The 14,843-nt window shown below is 68.0% G+C and carries 15 protein-coding genes; 11 read left to right on the top strand and 4 right to left on the bottom strand.

Annotated features, from left to right (window positions below; translation table 11 throughout):
- Positions 1–49: 49 nt before the first annotated feature.
- Positions 50–592 carry a hypothetical protein gene (locus C1746_RS12980; protein WP_162867702.1) on the bottom strand — a complete coding sequence of 181 codons (543 nt, stop codon included), beginning with the start codon at positions 590–592 and terminating at the stop codon, positions 50–52.
- Between the two features lie 68 nt (positions 593–660).
- On the opposite strand from C1746_RS12980, the gene era reads away from it, so the two are divergent.
- Genes era through uppS form a run of 3 tightly spaced genes read left to right on the top strand, consistent with a single transcriptional unit; the run spans position 661 to position 3,013 of the window.
- Positions 661–1,554 carry a GTPase Era gene (gene era / locus C1746_RS12985; protein ID WP_205711839.1) on the top strand — a complete coding sequence of 298 codons (894 nt, stop codon included), beginning with the start codon at positions 661–663 and terminating at the stop codon, positions 1,552–1,554.
- Between the two features lie 17 nt (positions 1,555–1,571).
- Positions 1,572–2,291, top strand: a complete 720-nt coding sequence (gene recO, locus C1746_RS12990) for a DNA repair protein RecO (RefSeq protein ID WP_162867703.1) — start codon at positions 1,572–1,574, stop codon at positions 2,289–2,291.
- Positions 2,288–3,013: a polyprenyl diphosphate synthase gene (uppS, locus tag C1746_RS12995; RefSeq protein ID WP_116714985.1), complete on the top strand. Its 726-nt coding sequence runs from the start codon at positions 2,288–2,290 to the stop codon at positions 3,011–3,013. The genes recO and uppS overlap by 4 nt, the downstream gene beginning before the upstream one ends.
- 77 nt (positions 3,014–3,090) lie before the next feature.
- Here the strand turns inward: uppS and C1746_RS13000 are convergent, their stop codons facing one another.
- Positions 3,091–4,569: a fused MFS/spermidine synthase gene (locus C1746_RS13000; protein WP_116714986.1), complete on the bottom strand. Its 1,479-nt coding sequence runs from the start codon at positions 4,567–4,569 to the stop codon at positions 3,091–3,093.
- 107 nt (positions 4,570–4,676) lie between these two features.
- Between C1746_RS13000 and C1746_RS13005 the strand changes: the two genes are divergently transcribed.
- The 8 genes from C1746_RS13005 (at position 4,677) to C1746_RS13040 (ending at position 14,074) form a co-directional block, all read left to right on the top strand.
- Complete coding sequence (locus tag C1746_RS13005; RefSeq protein ID WP_116714987.1) at positions 4,677–5,792, top strand: DUF2332 domain-containing protein; 1,116 nt, start codon at positions 4,677–4,679, stop codon at positions 5,790–5,792.
- A 76-nt stretch (positions 5,793–5,868) separates the two neighbouring features.
- Positions 5,869–6,825: a deoxyribose-phosphate aldolase gene (gene deoC / locus C1746_RS13010; protein WP_116714988.1), complete on the top strand. Its 957-nt coding sequence runs from the start codon at positions 5,869–5,871 to the stop codon at positions 6,823–6,825.
- A gap of 169 nt (positions 6,826–6,994) precedes the next feature.
- The gene (locus C1746_RS13015) at positions 6,995–8,431 is read left to right on the top strand and encodes an aldehyde dehydrogenase family protein (protein WP_116714989.1); all 1,437 of its coding nucleotides are present in this window, start codon (positions 6,995–6,997) and stop codon (positions 8,429–8,431) included.
- Entirely contained in the window at positions 8,431–9,288 is an 858-nt protein-coding gene (locus C1746_RS13020) for an aldehyde dehydrogenase family protein (RefSeq protein ID WP_205711840.1), read from the top strand. Before C1746_RS13015 ends, C1746_RS13020 begins: the two co-directional genes overlap by 1 nt.
- A gap of 236 nt (positions 9,289–9,524) precedes the next feature.
- Complete coding sequence (locus C1746_RS13025) at positions 9,525–10,679, top strand: amino acid ABC transporter substrate-binding protein (protein WP_205711841.1); 1,155 nt, start codon at positions 9,525–9,527, stop codon at positions 10,677–10,679.
- Positions 10,680–10,797: 118 nt separating this feature from the next.
- A complete protein-coding gene (locus tag C1746_RS13030; RefSeq protein ID WP_116714991.1) occupies positions 10,798–11,988 on the top strand; it encodes an amino acid ABC transporter permease in 1,191 nt (396 codons plus the stop codon).
- A 2-nt stretch (positions 11,989–11,990) separates the two neighbouring features.
- Entirely contained in the window at positions 11,991–13,280 is a 1,290-nt protein-coding gene (locus C1746_RS13035) for an amino acid ABC transporter permease (RefSeq protein ID WP_116714992.1), read from the top strand.
- A complete protein-coding gene (locus tag C1746_RS13040; RefSeq protein ID WP_116714993.1) occupies positions 13,277–14,074 on the top strand; it encodes an amino acid ABC transporter ATP-binding protein in 798 nt (265 codons plus the stop codon). Before C1746_RS13035 ends, C1746_RS13040 begins: the two co-directional genes overlap by 4 nt.
- 27 nt (positions 14,075–14,101) lie before the next feature.
- Here the strand turns inward: C1746_RS13040 and C1746_RS13045 are convergent, their stop codons facing one another.
- Entirely contained in the window at positions 14,102–14,476 is a 375-nt protein-coding gene (locus tag C1746_RS13045; RefSeq protein WP_116714994.1) for a type II toxin-antitoxin system VapC family toxin, read from the bottom strand.
- Positions 14,473–14,748 (bottom strand): type II toxin-antitoxin system Phd/YefM family antitoxin, encoded by a 276-nt coding sequence (locus C1746_RS13050; protein ID WP_116714995.1) that lies wholly within the window; start codon positions 14,746–14,748, stop codon positions 14,473–14,475. Before C1746_RS13050 ends, C1746_RS13045 begins: the two co-directional genes overlap by 4 nt.
- Between the last annotated feature and the right edge of the window lie 95 nt (positions 14,749–14,843).

The following is a 14,843-nucleotide window of genomic DNA, read 5'->3' on the forward strand; positions in this document are numbered from 1 at the left end:
GCCTAGGCGATCTGGGCCCCCGGACGCTCCTCGCGCTGCGCGCCGGGGCTCACAGGTCCGTGACGACCAGGGTGCGCAGAATCTGTTCCATTCGTCCATCGTCGAAGACGGACTGGGGCGCCTTGAGCGAGAGATAGACCAGCTGCTCGGCACCGTCGGTGGTCGCGAAGACGTCCCACTGCCGATCGCGTGGGGTGTCCGCGGCATCCACGAAGGTGGCGTCGACCAGAATGGCCTCGTCGGCACCCGCGACGTCGATGCGTCGCTGGTCCAACTCCTCGTAGTCCTCCGCCACGGTCAGCTTGAACTGCTCGATGACGCCGAACGCCGCCAGCTCGAGATCACCGGACACCGGTCCGACCTGCACCTGCAGGCCTTCGGGAACGCCGTCCTCCTCAGCCGTCCCGACGACGTCGACGCGGCCGGGTTGGTTGCCGCGGAGCGTCCAGTCAGGTGGAACTGACACCTCGAAGCTGTCCTGCGCGATCGTGGTCCAGGTGTCCGGCACGTCCGCGGTGCCGCCGAACGAGCAGGCCTGCAGGCCCACGATCAGCACCAGGCTGATGGTCACCGTTCGAGACGCACTTCCCATGAGATGAACTCTGCCAGACCTGGTCGGCGGAAGCCCTCGGACGGATGTCACACTGCTACGGTCAGCCCGTGGACGAGGCGGCCTTCCGATCCGGCATATGTGCCATCGTGGGGCGCCCGAACGTCGGCAAGTCGACGCTGCTGAACGCGATCCTGGGGGAGAAGGTGGCGATCACGACGCCCGTCCCGCAGACCACGCGTCACGCCATCCGTGGCATCCACACCACGGCAGATGCCCAGATCGTGTTCATCGACACACCCGGAATCCACAAGCCGCGGACCCTCCTCGGCTCCCGCCTGAACGACGTGGCCCAGGGAGCACTCGACGGTGTCGACCTCGTGGTGTTCGTCGTGGACGGCGACGGCGGCGTCGGGCGCGGTGATGCCTACCTGGCTGAGGTCCTCGCCGAGAGCGGCGTGCCGCTCATCGGCGTCCTCAACAAGGTCGACCGGTTGAGCCGGAACGGGCAGCTGCCGGCACTGGCTGCACTGGCCGAGTTGGGTGAGTTCGACGAGATCGTGCCGATCAGTGCCCGACGCGGCGAGCAGGTGGAGCTGCTGGTCGACCTCATCAACCAGCGGCTGCCGGAGGGACCTCCGCTCTACCCGCTCGACATCACCACCGACAGCGACCAGGCCCAGCGGATCGCCGAGATCGTCCGGGAGAAGGCGATGGTCGCCATGCGGGAGGAGGTGCCCCACTCCATCGCGGTGCTGGTCGACGAGGCTGGGCCCGGCCGGACCGACGGCGTCACCGCCATCTTCGCCTCGATCTACGTCGAGCGGGACTCCCAGAAGGGCATCGTCATCGGCCGGCAGGGCGCGGTCCTGGCACGGATCGGCACCGCCGCTAGGCCGGAGATCGAGGCCCTCGTCGGAACCCCGGTGTACCTGGACCTCCGGGTCAAGCTGATGAAGGAGTGGCAGCGCGACCCGAAGAAGCTGGACAGCCTTGGCTACTGACCTCGGAGGAGGCTGAGTTGGGCCACTACGTGGTCGACGGGATCGTCCTGCGGAGCTACAAGCTGGGTGAGGCCGACCGGATCCTCAACGTGCTCACGGCCAACCGCGGGAAGGTGCGGGCGGTCGCGAAGGGGGTCCGCAAGCCAGGCTCCCGCTTCGGCGGTCGACTGGAGCCCTACGGCCACGTGCAACTGCAGCTGTACGAGGGTCGGAACCTGGACATCGTCAGCCAGGCCGAGCTGATCACCTCCTTCGTGGAGGTGCGGGAGGACTGGGTGGCCTCCGCGTGCGCGGCCACCATGGCGGAGGCGTGTGACAAGCTGGCGCAGGAGGGGGAGCGGGCGACCTCGATGTTCCTGCTGCTCAAGGACGCGCTGGGTGTCCTGGCAGCCGGGCCGGAGCAGCCAGCCGCGGTGCTCGACGCCTTCCTCATGCGACTCAGCGTGTTGGAGGGGTTCCGCCCCGAGCTGGACGCGTGCGTGACGTGCGGGACGACCGAGGACATCGTGGCGTTCCACGTCGGCGGGGGCGGGGTGCTGTGCGCCCGGGACACCCCGTCGGGGCTCCAACGCGTCGGGCCGGACGTCCTGGACCAAATGCGCCAACTGACCCACGGCCCGTGGGCTGAGATCGTCAGCGGCGGCGGCACCTCTCGACGGGTCGGTGCGCTGGTCCGGTCCTACCTGTCCTACCACCTGACCACCAACCTCAAGGCCTGGGAGGCGGTGCCGCGATGACGGCCGCGCCGGACGTTCCCGCGGCGGTCCCGAACCACGTCGGCATCATCATGGACGGCAACGGTCGCTGGGCCGGCCAACGCGGCCTGGCTCGCACCGAGGGACACAAACGCGGAGAGGCGGCGCTGTTCGACACCGTGGAGGGTGCCCTCGCGGCCGGATTGCAGTGGCTGACCGTGTACGCGTTCTCCACGGAGAACTGGCGGCGCCCGGCACCCGAGGTCCGGTTCATCATGTGGTTCAACCGGGATCTGCTGGTCCGCCGGGCCGACGAGTTGAACGAGCGCGGTGTCCGGGTGCGCTTCATCGGCAGGCGGACGGCGCCGATCCCGAAGAGCCTGCTCAAGATCATGGACGATGCCGAGCAGCTGACGGCAGAGAACCGTCGCCTGACCCTGCAGATCGCGTTCAACTACGGCGGGCAGGCCGAACTGGGTGACGCGGCAGGGCGGCTGGCCCGTGACGTGGCGTCCGGCCGGCTGGCGCCGGAGGACGTCGACGAGTCCAGTCTGGCGCAGCGCCTCTACGCCCCGGACGCGCCCGACGTGGACCTGATGGTGCGAAGCTCAGGTGAGCGCCGGCTGTCGAACTTCCTGCTGTGGCAGGCGGCGTATGCCGAGCTCGTCTTCGACGAGGTGTTGTGGCCCGACTTCCGGCGAGACCACCTCTTCGCGGCCATCCACGAGTTCAACCGTCGCACGCGTCGGTTCGGCGCGGTCTGACCCGTCCTCGTGGCGGGGAACCTGACCTCGTGCCGGGGAACCTGGCCTCGTCGTGGGGAACCTGACCTCGTGGCGGGTCAGCTCAGCGGGGTCAGCAGCTGGTCGACCGGGGCGAAGTCGTCGGTCAGGACCCTGGCGCCGTCGATGAACTCGTCCAGACCGGCGTCGTCGCCGACCACGATGTCGTCGTCCTCCCGCTCTTCGGCGCGGCGCTGGATGGCCTCGACATCGATCGGGGCGTTCGAGCCGACCATGACGAAGTTGCCGCCCTCCCGCCCGGCAATCCGCTCCGGCGGCGCAATGACGGCGACGTGCTCGAACACGTCACGGATGGTTGCCGCCTCGGCCCGAGCGAACCCCAACGGCCCGTAGTCGATCAGGTTGATCGCATAGGTCCCCTCGTCCGTCAGGACGCGCTCGACCTCCTCGACCAGCTCCCGGGTCGTCAGATGCCACGGCACCGCCTGACCACCGAAGGCATCGCCGATGACCAGGTCGTAGCGCCCCGACGCCTCCTCGAGGATGTTCAGTCGCGCGTCGCCGGTCCGGGCCTGCAGGTCCTCGGAGAGCACCAGGCCCAGGTCGTCCTCCGCCAACTCCACCATCACGGGGTCGAGCTCCAGGACCCGGGAGAAGGTGCCGGGTCGGGTGGCCTCGAGATACATCGGCAACGAGAACCCGCCCCCGCCGATGTGCAGCACGTCGAGTGGTTCGCCGGGATCCCCCAAGGTCGACAGCACATCTGACAGCGCCTGGGCGTAGGTGAACTCCAGATGCGTTGGGTCCTCCAGGTCCACGTAGGAGTGGCGCAGGGTGTCGAGCGTCAGCAGTCGTCCGCTGCTGCGCTCCGGATCCACGGTGACGGAGGCGCAGAAGTACGCGCTCTCGACCTGACACGGGGAGGGGAAGGCCAGGCCCAGCGCGCCGGTCGCGAGGGCCAGGACGGTGGCGGCCCCGACGACGGCTCTGGTCTGCAGGTCTCGGGGCAGCCGGTACCACACGACGACGCCCCACCCCACCAGGACCCCGCCGACGCCGAAGATGATCGGCGTGGTCGGCAGGGCGGCGACGAGCAGGAACCCGGTGATGAACGTCCCGAACAGTGCGCCGAACGTGGACACGGCCGAGAGCCGCCCGACCACCGCACCGGTCTCGTCCAGATCCGCCAGCTGCAGCTTGATCACCGTCGGGTTGACCGCGGACAGCACGGCGGCCGGCAGGAAGAACCCGACCGTGGACAGGAACACGATCGCCAGCGGCCCCGATCCCAGCCCCACGCCACCGAACAGCCGGATGATGGGCAGGGAGGCGATCGAGAGTGCGCCGCCGAGCACCAGCATAGGACCCAGCAGACGTCGCGGGTCATGGTTGTCGGCCAGCCTGCCGCCGTACCAGGTCCCGACGGCGATTCCCGCCAGGACCACGCCGATGATCCCGGTGAACGTCTCGAGTGTCACACCGACGTAGGGAGCGAGGAGTCGGCCGGCCAGGATCTCGAAGACGAGGACAGCGGCGGAGGTGAAGAAGACCAGGCAACTGGCAGCGAGTTGGGACATGCGCGCCCGATGCTACGGTCCGCGGGCCGTTCGCTCCGCTGTCGGAGCGGGGTCCGAGCGCGACGCTGGGCGGCGGCGTTGGGGGTTCGGACACCAGGTTTGCGACAATGCCCGCTGTGTCCGACCGCGCTGCTCCACCCTCATCTGACGACATCACCCGATGGCAGGCCCGGCTGGGTGCCCAGGCACACTCGGCCTGGCAGTTGGGTTCGTCGCTGTACGCGGACCTGCTGGCACGGGTCGGTGACGACCTCGGCGTTCGCGGTCCGTGCTTCACCGTCATGGAGCCCTACCTCCACCAGGCGAGCAGTTCGGCGCTGGGGCTGCGCTTCCTCGCCGCGGTGCACCGGATCGTGCTCCGCAGGCAGGCGCCGGCGCTGGCGCTGCACTATCCCTCCGTCGGTGGCTCGGCGCCGGTCGAGGGGGCGTGGCGGCCATTCCGCAACGCGGTCGAGGAGCACCGGACCGTCCTGACTGACTTGACGGCGCGGACGTGTCAGACCAACGAGGTGGGTCGCTCGGCTGCTCTGGCAGTCGGGCTGCTGTGGCTGGCACACACCTACGAGCTGCCGCTGCACCACCGCGAGATCGGCGCCAGCGCCGGCCTCAACCTGCAGTGGGACGCCTTCACCTACGGAACGGCGGATCGGTCGGTGACCTGGGGACCGGCGGACTCGGCCGTCGACCTGACAGGCCACTGGGAGGTGCCGCCTCCCACCATCCCGCGCGTGGTGGAGGTCGCCAGCAGGGCGGGGTGCGATCCCCGGCCCGGCGACCCGACCACGCCGGAGACCCGAGAGGACCTGACGGCGTCGGTCTGGCCCGACCAACGCGCGCGCCACGCCCGACTGAAGGGGGCCTTGGCACTGGCCTCCGAGCGACCGGTGCGAGTCGACCAGGCTGGCGCCGGGGAGTGGCTGCTCGATGTCCTGGCCGAGCGGCCGCCCGGTGTCACGGTGGTCACGCACTCCGTGGTGTGGCGCTACATCCCCGAGCGCGAGCGGGAGGTGATCGTGCAGTTGCTGGAGGATCACGGTCGGGACGCCGACGAGCAGCACCCGATCGCCTGGCTTCGGCTCGAACCGACACCGCCGAAGATGGTCTACGACGGCCGGCCGTACCCGTTGACGGTCACGACCTGGCCGGGCGGGACGACCCGCGTCCTCGGTCACGCCCAGGCACACGGCCAGGGGTTCCGCTGGAACGACGGCCACGCCGGTTGACGACCACGATCCCGGCCACGATCGGGCGACCCAGCGGGCCACCGTCCGCCGACCGCCTCCGGGTAGGATCCGTCACATGAGCGCTCCCGTCGCCGCGTCGGCCCAACTGCCCGACGCCACCGCCAGCCGCTCGACCCTGCGGGCGTTCCTGCACGGCCTGCCCGGTGTCGACACCGTGGGCGCCGAGTCCAGGGTTGCCACGCTGGGCACCCGCTCGATCAAGAACGAGTCCAAGGACCAGGCGCTGGACCTGGTGATCTCGATGATCGACCTGACGACGCTGGAGGGGGCCGACACGCCGGGGAAGGTGCGCGCCCTGGCGCACAAGGGCCTGAACCCGGACCCGGAGATGCGGGACTGTCCGGCCGTCGCGGCCATCTGCGTCTACCCGGACCTGGTGGCCGACGTCGTGGCGATCACCCAGGGGACCGGGGTTGCCGTCGCCGCCGTGTCGACGGCCTTTCCGGCCGGTCGTGCCGCGATGGACGTCAAGCTCTCCGACACCAGGCAGGCCGTCGCGGATGGCGCCGACGAGATCGACATGGTCATCGACCGAGGCGCCTTCCTGGCCGGGAGGTATGACGAGGTCCTGGCTGAGATCGTCGCCATCAAGGAGGCATGCGGCGACGCCCACCTCAAGGTGATCCTGGAGACGGGGGAGTTGGCCACCCTCGACAACGTCCGTCGGGCCAGCTACCTCGCGATGATCGGCGGCGCCGACTTCATCAAGACCTCCACCGGCAAGATCGCCCCCGCGGCAACCCGACCGGTGACGCTGGTCATGCTCCAAGCCGTCGGTGACTTCCACGCCCGGACGGGTCGCCGCATCGGGGTCAAGGCGGCAGGTGGGATCCGCTCCTCGAAGGACGCGATCCGCTACCTCGTCCTGGTCAACGAGACCGTCGGCCCCGAGTGGCTGACCCCCGAACTGTTCCGCTTCGGCGCCTCGAGCCTGCTGAACGACGTGTTGCTGCAGCGTCGCCGTCGGTCCTCAGGTGTCTACGAGGGCCCCAACTACGTAAGCGAGCCATGACTGCACCAGACCTCTCGCCTTGCCGCCCCCGCATCCCCGCTGCCAGCGTTGGGCCTCGACTCGCGGGGCGCCGCCCCGCGTCGCTCGTCCCGCCTTGGCACCAGGGCGCGGATGGCGCCAATGCTTCGAGCCTGGTTCGCCACGGCGCGCTATCGACTGAGGGAGAGCCATGACCGAGTTCGAGTACGCACCTGCCCCCCAAGCCGCCGACGTCGTCGAGATCAAGTCGAGCTACGGCCCCTTCATCGATGGTGAGTTCGTGGAGGCGAGCGGTGGGGCACGCAAGACCATCAACCCGGCGACCGAGGAGGTCCTGGCCGAGGTGGGGGACGCCTCCGAGGAGGACGTCGCCGCCGCCGTCGCCGCCGCACGTCGGGCCCAGACCGAGGTCTGGGGGCCCATGTCCGGTGCCGAACGGGCCAGGTACCTGTACCGGATCGCCCGACTGATCGCCGAGCGCAGCCGCGAACTCGCGGTCCTCGAGACCATGGACAACGGCAAGCCGATCCGTGAGTCGCGAGACGCCGACCTGCCGCTGGTCAGCGCTCACTTCTTCTACTACGCGGGCTGGGCTGACAAGCTCGAGCACGCCGGGTTCGGACCTGCCCCGCAGCCGCAGGGCGTTGCCGCGCAGATCATCCCGTGGAACTTCCCGCTGCTGATGGCGGCGTGGAAGCTGGCACCCGCACTGGCGACCGGCAACACGGTGGTGCTCAAGCCCGCGGAGACCACACCTCTGTCAGCACTGCACCTGGGTGAGATCCTCCAGCAGGCCGACCTGCCGCCAGGGGTGGTCAACATCGTGACGGGTGCCGGCGAGGTGGGTCAGTCGCTCGTGGGCTCGGCGGTCGACAAGGTGGCATTCACCGGCTCGACCGCAGTCGGCAAAGCCCTCCAACGTGAGGTGGCGGGCACGGGCAAGTCCCTGACGCTCGAGTTGGGTGGCAAGGCTGCCAACATCGTCTTCGACGACGCGCCGCTGGACCAGGCCGTCGAGGGGATCGTCAACGGGATCTTCTTCAATCAGGGCCATGTCTGCTGCGCCGGCAGTCGTCTGCTCGTGCAGGAGTCGGTGGCCGAGGAGCTCCTGGACGCCCTCAAGTCCCGGATGCGCACCATGCGGCTGGGGGACCCGCTGGACAAGAACACCGACATCGGCGCGATCAACTCGGCCGAGCAGTTGGCCAGGATCACCGAGCTCGCGGCCAGCGGGGACGCCGAGGGCGCGGACCGCTGGTCGCCGCCCTGTGAGCTGCCGAGCCACGGCTTCTGGTTCCCGCCGACGCTCTTCGCCGAGGCCAGCCAGGCGATGCGGATCAGCCGGGAGGAGATCTTCGGCCCGGTTCTGTCGGTGCTGACGTTCCGGACGCCCGATGAGGCAGTGGCGAAGGCCAACAACACCCCGTACGGCCTGTCGGCCGGCGTCTGGACCGAGAAGGGGAGTCGGATCCTCGACATGGCCGGTCGTGTCCGGGCTGGCGTGGTCTGGGCCAACACGTTCAATCGGTTCGACCCGACCAGCCCCTTCGGTGGGTACAAGGAGTCCGGCTTCGGTCGCGAGGGTGGGCGGCAGGGCCTGCTGCCGTACCTGAAGGGAACGATCTGATGGCGCGAGTCCCCGTGATGAAGACCCACAAGCTCTACCTCGGCGGCGCCTTCCCGCGCTCGGAGTCGGGACGGACCTACGAGGTGACCGACCACGCAGGCACCTTCCTGGCCAACGTGGCCCAGGCCAGCCGCAAGGACGCTCGCGACGCCGCGGTCGCCGCCCGCAAGGCGGCAGGGCCGTGGGCCGCACGAACGGCGTACAACCGGGGACAGATCCTGTACCGGGTCGCCGAGATGATGGAGGGACGGCGTGACCAGTTGGCCGCCGACGTGCGCTCAGCCGAAGGGGGCACCGCGGCCGCTGCGCACGCGCAGGTGGACGCCGCGATCGACCGGACCATCTGGTACGCCGGCTGGACCGACAAGCTGACCCAGGTGCTCGGCAACGCCAACCCTGTGGCCGGCCCGTACTTCAACCTGTCCACCCCGGAGCCGACTGGCATCGTCGCGGCCGCAGCGCCACAGGACTCGAGCCTCCTGGGCCTGATCAGCGTCACCGCCCCGGTCCTGGCGGCGGGCTCGGTGGCCGTGGTGGTCGCCAGCCAGGCGCGCCCGACCCCGGCCATCACGATGGCCGAGATCCTGCACACCAGCGACGTCCCCGGCGGCGTGGTCAATCTGCTCACCGGTCACACGGCGGAGTTGATGCCGGTCCTCGCCGCGCACATGGACATCAACGCCGTCGACCTCGCCGGCGTCGCCCCGGATGCTCGCGCCGATCTCGAGATCCTTGCAGCCGGATCCACCAAGCGGGTCGTGGGGAGGGAGGACGTGCCGTGGGGTGAGCCACAGACGACCGTGCGCCTCCGCGCAGCCACGGAGATCAAGACCGTGTGGCACCCGATGGGCACCTAGCGACCTGGTCAGAGGACCAGAGGGCTTACGTCGCCGCAACGCGGTCGAAACGTGCATCCCTGATGCTGTCAGCCAGACAGAGACCACAACTACTCCGGTAGTGGACAGGCGATTGGACTGGCCGTAGGCTCCGGCTCATCGGTCCAGGGCGCAACAGTCGACGCACTCCGTCGCACCCCGCGCCGTCAAGCGCAAAACCTGCGCGGGACCACAACCGTGAACGTGAAGGGAAACAAGTGCGCAACAAGACCTTGATTGCTCTGCTGCTGCTCCTCGCGCTCGTCGCCGCCGCCTGTACATCAGGCGACGACGAGGGCTCGGACGACGCCAGCGAGGAGGAAACTAGCGAAGCCGACGGGGAGGGCGACGAGGACACCTCGTCCGACGACGAGGCCGCGGCAACCGACGACACCGAGGACGATGTCGCAGCTGCCACCGGCGAGGAGGGCTCGACGCTGGCAGCCACCATCGACGCTGGCGTGCTGGAGTGCGGTGTCAATGGTCAGCTGGCCGGCTTCTCGCTGAACGAGGGCGGCGAGTACACCGGACTGGACGTCGACTACTGCCGTGCGATCGCGGCCGCGATCCTGGACGACCCGGACGCCGTCAACTACACCGACTTGACCGCGGAGACCCGCTTCACCGCGCTGCAGTCCGGTGAGGTCGACGTCCTCTCGCGAAACGGAACCTGGACCGCGTCCCGTGACGGTGAGCTCGGTCTGCAGTGGACCGCGACCACCTACTTCGACGGTCAGGGCATGCTCGTCAACGCCGACGACCCGGCTGAGTCGGTCGCCGACATGGACGGCTACCTGATCTGCGTCCAGACCGGTACCACCACCGAGCTGAACCTGGAGACCTACTTCGACAACCTCGGCATCTCCTACGAGCCGGTGAACGTGGCTGACGAGGCAGCGGTCACGGAGAACTTCACGAATGCCGCATGCGACGCCTACACCACCGACCGCTCGGGCCTTGCGTCCTTCGCGGCCACCTACACCGGTGGTGAGACCCGCATCCTCGAGGACGTGATGTCCAAGGAGCCGCTCGGTCCCGCCGTCCGCCAGGGCGACGACCAGTGGTTCGACATCGTCCAGTGGGTCGTCTTCGCCACCTTCCAGGCGGAGGAGTACGGCATCGACAGCACCAACGTCGATGGCTTCGACTCCGGCGACAACGCCGACATCGCACGTTTCCTGGGGCAGGAGGAGGGCCAGACACTTGGCACCGCACTCGGCTTCCCCGACGAGGAGTGGGCAGCTCGGGTCATCGCCGCCGTTGGCAACTACCAGGAGATCTTCGATCGCAACATCGAGCCGATCGGCCTGGACGAGGGCGTCAACCAGCTGTGGACAGAGGGTGGGTTGCACTACCCGCCGCCCTACCGATAGGGCTCAGCTGATGTAACGCTGACGGCCGCGGACGGAAGAGATTCCGCCCGCGGCCGTCGCCTTTTCTGCTCGCGTTTGGCAGACTCCCCCAATCCCGTAGTCAGCCCCAGGAGGGCACGTGTCGACCACCGCACCAATCCCGGAACTCCGAAGCCAGGAGAATCCGCCCTTCTATCGCGACATCCGCGTCATCCGGTGGATCGGCCAGATCGCCGTCGTGGTGGTCGTGGTGCTGGTGGCCCGCTACCTCTACGGCAACATCATCGAGAACCTCGAGAGTGCTGGGCTGCCAACCGGATTCAGCTTCCTCGATGGCAAGTTCGGCTCGGCCATCCCCGGCTTGGACGATGCCGCCGACGAGTCAGTCCGCGGAGCGTTCTGGTTGGGGTACCTCAACACGCTCCGCGTCATCGTCGTCGGCATCCCCTTCTGCACCCTCATCGGCGTGTTGATCGGCATCGCCCGGCTCTCTGACAACGCCGCCGCCCGGACGTTCGGCACGCTGTACGTCGAGACCTTCCGGAACATCCCGGCGCTGGTGTGGATCTTCATCACACACTTCGCGATCACGCTGGTCGGCTTGCCGGCGATCACCGAAGCGAACACACCCCTGGATGTGTTCGTCGTGTCCAACCGGGGCATCGGCATCCCGTGGCTGAACCCGGACGCCAGCACCTTGATGTTCGTCGGCTTCATCGGAATCGGTCTGCTTGCTGCCGTGCTGATCAGCGCCTACCGAGGCCAGGTCAATGCCAAGACCGGTGCGCCGGCTCGCGGGGGGCTGTACGGGTCCATCGGCTTCATCATCGTCCTGCTCATCGGGAACGTCGTGGCCGGCAACGCGCTGGCTCTCGACCCGGCGTTCGTCGACGGCCGTCAGATCGGCGGTGGCCTGGACATCAATCCCGCCTACGCCTCGTTGACCATCGCCCTGACGCTCTACACCGCATCGCACGTGGCTGAGATCGTGCGCGGCGCCATCCAGGCCATCCACAAGGGGCAGACGGAGGCGGCGCAGGCGATCGCGCTGACCGGCTTCCAGCGCTACCGCTTCGTGATCCTGCCCCAGGCCTTCCGGATCATGATCCCACCACTTGCGAACCAGTACCTCAACATCACCAAGAACTCCTCACTTGCCGTGGCCATCGGCTACATCGAGATCACGGCGATCTTCCAGCGGGCCACCAACAACGCCGCCCCCGCCATCCAGACCGTCGTGGTCCTGATGGGGCTCTACCTCACCTTCTCACTCTCCATCTCGGCGGTGGCGAACTTCTTCAACCGCCGACTGGCCCTGGAGACGCGGTAACCATGTCGACGGTAACCACAGACGCTCCCGGTCCCCAGGACAACCCGCCGGCACCGGAGCCAGATCTTCCTCCGGGCTTGGAAGAGGGCATCGGCGGCCTGATCCGCAAGAACCTCTTCAAGGACCTCAAGAACTCGATCCTGACGCTGATCTTCGGTGCGATCATCGCCTACGCGCTGTACCGCACGGTCAACTTCGTGTTCTTCAACCAGAAGCCCACGCCGGAGGGCGGGACCCGCAACGCCTGGGACATCCTGCGCCAGAACCTCGAGATCTTCATGGTGGGGACCTCGTTCGACGACACGGGCATCGGGCTTCCCCGTCTGTGGGCGTCCATCTACACGATTGCGTTGATCATGGGGTTCGCGGCGGGTGGGCGCCCCGACGAGGCCCAGACACCCATCCGGGCCGGGTCGCGCATCGCGATGACCTTCCCCCCGGTGCTGGCCGCCGTCGCCCTGCTGTCCATGACGACCACGATCACGCCGACACTGCTGACCCTCGGGATCGCCGTGCCGTACCTGCTGGGCCGTCAGGTCGGGCCTCTCCTGCCGATGGCCGTCCAGCGACGGCGTGGGCTGATCATGTTCGTGTTGGCCCTGGTCGCCTTCTGGCTCGAGTCGGGTTTCCGATCTTCCAACATCGACCAGTTCGGTGGGCTGCTGCTCACGCTCAACGTGGCATTCATCTCGATCGTGGCCTGCTTCCCGATCGGCGTGGTCCTGGCGCTGACCCGGCGCTCGTCCTTCCCGCTGCTGCGCCCGCTCGCGGTCCTCTACATCGAACTCATCCGCGGTGTCCCGCTGATCACGCTGCTCTTCATGGGTCAATTCGCGCTGCGGTTCTTCTTCCCGCCGGACTTCGAGCCGCCGGGAGAGGTGTTCCGGGCGATCATCATGTTCACGCTGTTCAGTGCCGCCTACGTCGCCGAGATCGTGCGAGGCGGCCTGCAGTCGGTCCCCGACGGGCAGACCGAGGCCGGCCAGGCAGTCGGCCTGTCACCCATCACGATCAGCCGCAAGATCGTGCTGCCACAGGCGCTGCGCAACTCGATCCCGGCCCTGGTCGGTCAGTTCATCGCCCTCCTGAAGGACACGACGCTGCTGATCATCATCGGTCTGTTCGAGTTGCTCGGTGTCTCCGATCCGATCCTCGGATCGCTCGAGTTCGCCAATCAGGGTTACGCGGCAGAGGTGTACGCCTTCGTCGCATTCATCTTCTGGGTCATGTGCTTCTCCATGTCCCGTGCCTCACAACGCCTCGAAACCAAGCTGGGAGTCGGAACCCGATGAGTGACCAAACAACACCCGATGTCGAAGACCTCCGCAGCGCGGCTCTCAAGCCGGGCGGCAACGGCAACCCGATCATCACGATCAGCGACATGGACAAGTTCTACGGGGACTTCCAGGCGCTGAAGAACATCAACCTGGTGGTCGGCGAGCAGGAGGTGGTGGTGGTCATCGGCCCGTCGGGCTCGGGCAAGTCCACGATGATCCGGTGCGTCAACCACCTCGAGGAGCACACTGAGGGCACGATCGTCGTCGATGGCGTCGAGCTCTCCCAGGACATCCGCAACATCCAGGAGATCCGCCGCGAGTGCGGCATGGTCTTCCAGTCCTTCAACCTGTTCCCCCACATGACCGTGATGGAGAACATCACCCTGGGGCCACGCCAGGTCAGGAAGGAGCCGAAGGCGGAGGCCGAGGCCGAGGCGATGCGGCTGCTCGAGCTGGTCAAGATTCCCGAGCAGGCCCAGAAGCAGCCCGGTCAGCTCTCCGGTGGTCAGCAGCAGCGTGTGGCGATCGCCCGGGCACTGGCGATGAAGCCGAAGGTGATGCTGTTCGACGAGCCGACCTCCGCCCTCGACCCCGAGATGGTCAAGGAGGTGCTGGACGCGATGCAGGAGCTGGCGAAGTCCGGCATGACCATGATCGTGGTCACCCACGAGATGGGCTTCGCCCGCGCCGTCGCCGACCGGGTCGTGTTCATGGCTGACGGCGAGATCGTGGAGGTCGGGACGCCGGAGCACTTCTTCGACAACCCGCAGGAGGAGCGGACGAAGCTCTTCCTGTCTCAGATCCTGTAGCGGGCCTCCGAGGTCGAGTTGTGCTGTCTAGCAGGGGAGGACATCGACCGCGTAGCGGGTGAAGACCTCGTCCCGGGTGACGAGCGTCAGATTCTCGGCCAACGCCTGAGCCGCCAGCATGCGGTCGAACGGGTCGCGGTGGTGCGGCGGGAGGCGACCGGCGTCGCGCGCGTGCTCGAGCGTCACGGGAAGCGGCTCGAACCCTTCGACCGCGGACTCCTCGACCAGGTCGACCTGGAGGGAGAGCTTCCCGATGGCGGCCTTGATCTCGGCCTCCCAGATCGACACGGCTGAGACGACGACCAGTCCGTCCTCCGCGGCGATCGATCCGATCGCTGCCTCGCTGAGTGGGTCGCCATTCAGCCACCAGAGCAACGCATGGGTGTCCAGCAGCAGGCTCATCCCTGGTCGTCTGCGGCGGGGTCGTCGAAGGCAGAGTCGTTGGAGGCAGAGCCCTGGAAGGCTCGGATCACCTCGGGCGGCGTCTGGTCGAAGTCGGGTTCGACCGTGATCTTGCCGGCCAGCCGCCCCGGTCGTCGGCCGGGACGGGCGACGTAGGGGACCAGTCGGGCGACGGGCTTCCCGTTGCGGCCGATGAGCACCTCCTCGCCGTCCTCGACCTTTCGGATCAGGCGGGACAGGGAGGACTTCGCGTCGTGCATGTTGACGATCATGGGCTAAGTCTAGCCCGATTTCTGGAGGGAGACGCTGGAGTGATGCCAGACGTGACGGCGCAGAGGCGGGCCTGGCCGGGGTCCGTACTATGCGG

The organism is Euzebya tangerina (assembly GCF_003074135.1).
GTDB classification, from domain to species: Bacteria; Actinomycetota; Nitriliruptoria; order Euzebyales; family Euzebyaceae; genus Euzebya; species Euzebya tangerina.